Annotated in this window: 4 protein-coding genes; all 4 read right to left on the bottom strand. The window is 38.1% G+C overall.

What is annotated here, in order from left to right; all coding sequences use genetic code 11:
• Positions 1-487: 487 nt before the first annotated feature.
• Complete coding sequence (locus ACIQ2S_RS12070; protein WP_396176337.1) at positions 488-1,318, bottom strand: alpha/beta fold hydrolase; 831 nt, start codon at positions 1,316-1,318, stop codon at positions 488-490.
• Between the two features lie 20 nt (positions 1,319-1,338).
• Complete coding sequence (locus ACIQ2S_RS12065; protein WP_396176335.1) at positions 1,339-1,980, bottom strand: NAD(P)-dependent oxidoreductase; 642 nt, start codon at positions 1,978-1,980, stop codon at positions 1,339-1,341.
• Positions 1,981-2,050: 70 nt separating this feature from the next.
• On the bottom strand, positions 2,051-2,641 hold the full coding sequence (locus tag ACIQ2S_RS12060; protein ID WP_396176333.1) for a Crp/Fnr family transcriptional regulator: 591 nt from the start codon (positions 2,639-2,641) through the stop codon (positions 2,051-2,053).
• Positions 2,642-3,329: 688 nt separating this feature from the next.
• On the bottom strand, positions 3,330-3,683 hold the full coding sequence (locus tag ACIQ2S_RS12055) for a DUF6713 family protein (protein ID WP_396176331.1): 354 nt from the start codon (positions 3,681-3,683) through the stop codon (positions 3,330-3,332).
• Between the last annotated feature and the right edge of the window lie 110 nt (positions 3,684-3,793).

Raw genomic sequence — 3,793 nt, 5'->3', positions numbered from 1 at the left:
ACAAGTTGCAACAACGGCATGAGGCGGTACGGGTCGGACACACTCCCTCTCACCCTCACACTGATTCCCGCGGCCAACAACGGCTTGAGAGTCCCGCCAACGGTGGGACGGCATATGAATAGAAAAATCCCATAAAGAAAATGCTAACTCCGAAGGAGTTGAATAAAAAATTAATGATAAGGTGTAGAATTTCAAAGTACGCCTCAAGCGCATAGAAGGATAATTTAAGCACCAACAAATTGTCAAAATTGAAACAATTAGTTGTTGGTCAGGCGATGCGCCAAAGGCGCACAAGTTACGCCAGAGGCGCACAAGTTACGCCAAAGGCGCACAAGTTCCGCCAGAGGCGGACAGGTTACGCCAGAGGCGGACAAGTTACGCCAGAGGCGGACAGGTTACGCCAGAGGCGCACAAGTCCAACAACTGCGAGAGCGTCAAACGAAGCTCTGAACCTCGGCTGACGCATAATCGATGTTAGTTGTTGGGCTTATTCTCTTTTAGTGTCTATCAGTTTCCTAATAAAATCTGTAACTCGTAGCGGATCTTCTAAAGGACTTATGTGCCCACCTTCAACGATTACTGTTTCTATTTTTTGAGGTGTAGGAACATAATCTTCTTTCCCTTTTAATGCAATTGCTTTTACCGTTAAATTGATTATTAGTAATGTGGCATCTTCAGCATTGATAATTACTTTTTTGTCCGTCTCTTTGATGTCCCGGATTGTAAGAATGTTCATGGGGCGTTGAATTTGCTTGAGCAAATCAGGATTTTCCATCAACGACGCTTTTCCATATAACGATTTAGCGGCTTGCTTTGTGTAAAAATTTCGAAATGGCAACATCGTATGTTGAAGTTTAAATATCCTTTTTTGTTTGGGAGTCGCTGCTAAAAAAGGCATATTGCACAAGCCAATTCCTTCAAACCTTTCAGGATGGTTACTTGCTGCTCTAAGAATTGTCATACTGCCCCACGAATGTCCAATTGCGACAACCTTTGGAATTTTTAAACTATCTAAAATTTCGATGAGCATTTCAGCGACATCAGACAAAGACCAATCTTTTTTTGTGATCTCACTACTTTCCCCATGCAGCGGCATGTCAACAGCAATGACCATTCGGTCTTCAATTGCGTTCACTTGTTTATCCCATAAGTGATGATCAAAATAAACTCCGTGTAGAAAGACCAAGGGAAGATTATCGCCTTTGCGTTCAGTAGTATAAACAGCGATTTTACCAATTTTAGTTTTGATGAATTGCATATGAGCATGGGTTTTCATGTTGATGATCAGGATCGCGGTTAGAATTAAAAGCGTTTTCATTTCAATTACTAGTTTTTATTTCAATTACTAATGGTTGGCGCCTGGCGGGAATAGGAAGCATCCGTGATTTGTTGAACCATGAATTCACTCATATCGCCAAGTGTGACAGCTAATTTCAATCCTTTACCATCAAGTGTTGCAAGGACATTTCCCTTTGGTGTTTTATCAACAATGTTTGGGCAGCGCACGATAGTCCAATCGAGTTTACTATTCATAATGATTGGCTCCATCCGGTTTTTGTCGTCAATGATTACTTTTAGCCAATTCATGAAATAGGGAAGAATTATTTTTGTAAAAAACCATGGTTGAAATGATACACTATTTCCAGCACCAACATTGCTCATGGCAATAAGCCTTTTTATTTTCTGTTTTTCCATTTCTTCAACGATTAATTTTGTTGCCTCCGAAATAAAAGTATTTGGCTTACCATTTCCTTTCCCGCCAACGCCAAGACATTGAATGACCGCATCACTGTTTTTCAAAACCTGGGAAACGGTGCTTTTGTCCATTACATTTCCTTCAACAATAGTGAGGTTTATATCTTGAATTCGAATGGCAGATTTGTTTCTTACTAGAATAGTAACCTGATGTTTTTGAGATAAAGTGGCATTTAGAATGGCTTTACCGGAAAAGCCTGTTGCACCGAATATGACTACTTTCATTTTTACATTTTATTTTCAATGTAAAAGTCAGCAGGAATTGTTACCTGCACCTGACACAAATGTGTCAAAATTAATAATTAGCCAATTTTTTTCTGATGCGGGTTAAAGATTGTCTCTCAATACCTAGAAAGGAGGCTAAGTAGGACAAAGAAACTCTATTAAACAAATCTGTATTTTCTTTAATAAAATCAAGATAACGTGTTTCGGCAGTGTCAAATAAAAAGCTCTCTATGCGTCTTTGTTGTATCTTTAATACATCCTCTGCAACTAATCTTCCATATCGTTCAAGATTTGGAAACTTATTATAGCCATCTTGAATGTATTTGTAAGGAAGGTTAACAATAATTGATGGCTCTAGGCATTGAAAATAATATTTGCATGGGGTTTGTGAAATTAAGGCTGAATAGTGTGTTGCGTATTTACCTTCTCTTATGAAATTGACAGAAATCTCGTTGCCGTCCATGTCTACATAAAATGAACGTAGTAAACCCGAAAACACAAAACCTATTTCTTTCTGAATTGTATTGGCGTGAATGTAAAAATGCTTTGATTTTAGTTCAGTAAGGGTCATCCCATTTTGGAGATACTCCAATTCAGATAGGGTCACTTTTGGGCAAAGTGAATTTACTGAATTCAAGAATGTTGCAATTGCTTCTTTCAATTATTTGTATTGTTGATTATTAAGTGTGTCGTTACTAAGGCTTGCAGGTAAAGTTTTTGGGCTTAGCGAAAGTGGCGATTTTCAACATCCCGATTCATCGGAATCTGAGAACAAGCGAACTGCCACGTTTGCTAAAATTGATTAATTCGGTTGGCCTTCTTTTAACACCATTGTTTCGCTACGTTTTTAGGTTTGTCGTTCTCGAAAATAAGTAATTCTCTGTCAAGCTATATAGTATCGGAACTGAAATTTAGATAATCATAAAGTTTATGGTCTTTAAGTTCGGTTTGATTCTGCGATTTTGTGAAGTCGGTTTTCTCTATGATTTCTATTAGTCGGTCAAGGTCGTTTTCTGTGTCAGTATAACCTTCTCGTTAATAAGTCAATGTTTCACCTTGATCAATGATTGAATAGGCAGAAAACATTGTCACTACAACCAAAAGTACAAAACAAATTCAGAATGCTATTGTCAACTTGTTTATTGATTTCTAAGTTCAAGTACTTCAAAATTTTAAATTAATTGAACTATTATACAGAAAATATAACTCTATATATGTTTAATTTGTTGGAAGAGCAACCGTTGGTTGTTGGTCACGCGACCATCAAGGTAAACGAAATGTCAGATTTTATGTTAGCTCGGCACTGCATTGGAGTGAGAGGTATTCACTTGAAATTATTGCGCTTTCTTTTAAAAAATTAAATCCATCAACCCAAAAAGCCCTGCCCCTATAATAATTGACCAGGAAATCCAATCTTTGAATTCATTGTTTTTATGACGCAGGTAAAGTAGGTGCAGCAACAGGTGCACCATAAGAAAAATGTCAAAACCCCTCATGAATGTGTCTGGATAAGGGCCACGGGTGAGTTCCCAAAAGATCCAGCAAAAGAGCGGCAGATGCGCCCATATAAAAATAATAAATCCCAGTTGTTCATTCAACAGGGAGAGTCCCGGAAAAATCCGCCATTCTCTGCAACGGATAGCATCCATTTCATGTAGGAAAATGAATGATATACCTATATAGAAGAAAATATGTTCCGGCATTGAATTGTGTGGTATTGAACCTTAGAACGTATTTTTTGCAGGGCTTTGCATTTGTGCTAGGGGTACAAGCAAGTGGATGAATGTAGTAACTGCTGACTCATTGTCTTTCG

It is taken from the genome of Flavobacterium sp. (assembly GCF_044371705.1).
Lineage (GTDB): Bacteria > Bacteroidota > Bacteroidia > Flavobacteriales > Flavobacteriaceae > Flavobacterium.
The sequence above is the reverse complement of the archived record's forward strand: the minus strand, read 5'-3'. Positions and strand labels throughout refer to the sequence as shown.